At 69.4% G+C, this 569-nt stretch carries 1 protein-coding gene; it reads right to left on the reverse strand.

Translation table 11 applies throughout. From position 1 onward, the window contains the following. Positions 1–411, reverse strand: a 411-nt coding sequence (locus tag ACTNDJ_RS08960) for a helix-turn-helix domain-containing protein (protein ID WP_441083576.1), incomplete at its 3' end; no start/stop codon positions are given. Between the last annotated feature and the right edge of the window lie 158 nt (positions 412–569).

Genomic DNA, 569 nt, shown 5'->3' on the forward strand with positions numbered 1-569 from the left:
CCTGCACACGCCGCCCACGCTGTGCCACTCGACGCGGGCGAGCTCGGAGACCGCCGAGGCGGTGCAGCGGACCGCCAGCCACGCCACCCAGTCCTCGAAGTCGCGCGTGAAGCGCGCCCCGTGCCGCGCCCAGGGGACGGCCTCGGTGCGCACGCCGTGCTCCGGGCAGCGCACCCTGCAGGGCGCGTACTCCAGGTAGCAGGCCGAGCGCGCCAGGTCCATCGCCCTCCACAGCCTGGGGGCCCCGCGGTTCGCCATGTCGTAGAAGTCGCAGGCCCTGCCGCATACGGGGCAGCGGCGCTGCTCGCGCTTGTAGGGCCGGACGCTCACGACGATGCGCTCGGCCTCGATGCGCGCGCCCAGGACGACCGTGCGGGCCAGACCGAGGGCGAGAAGTAGTAGACTCTTCATGCGTCACGCCTCTTCGGTTGTCTGAATTTGGCTTAGCAATCATAGGCGGATGACGCGGAAACGGCCCCTCCCGGGGCCGTTTCAGTTCCAGATCGTTGTTTTCGCCCGCTGAGCTGGGCCTATGCCGGAATCTCTCCCACAGAAACCACCGAAGAGCC

Origin of the sequence: Collinsella sp. HCP3S3_D1, assembly GCF_052064015.1 — a bacterium.
Lineage (GTDB): Bacteria > Actinomycetota > Coriobacteriia > Coriobacteriales > Coriobacteriaceae > Collinsella.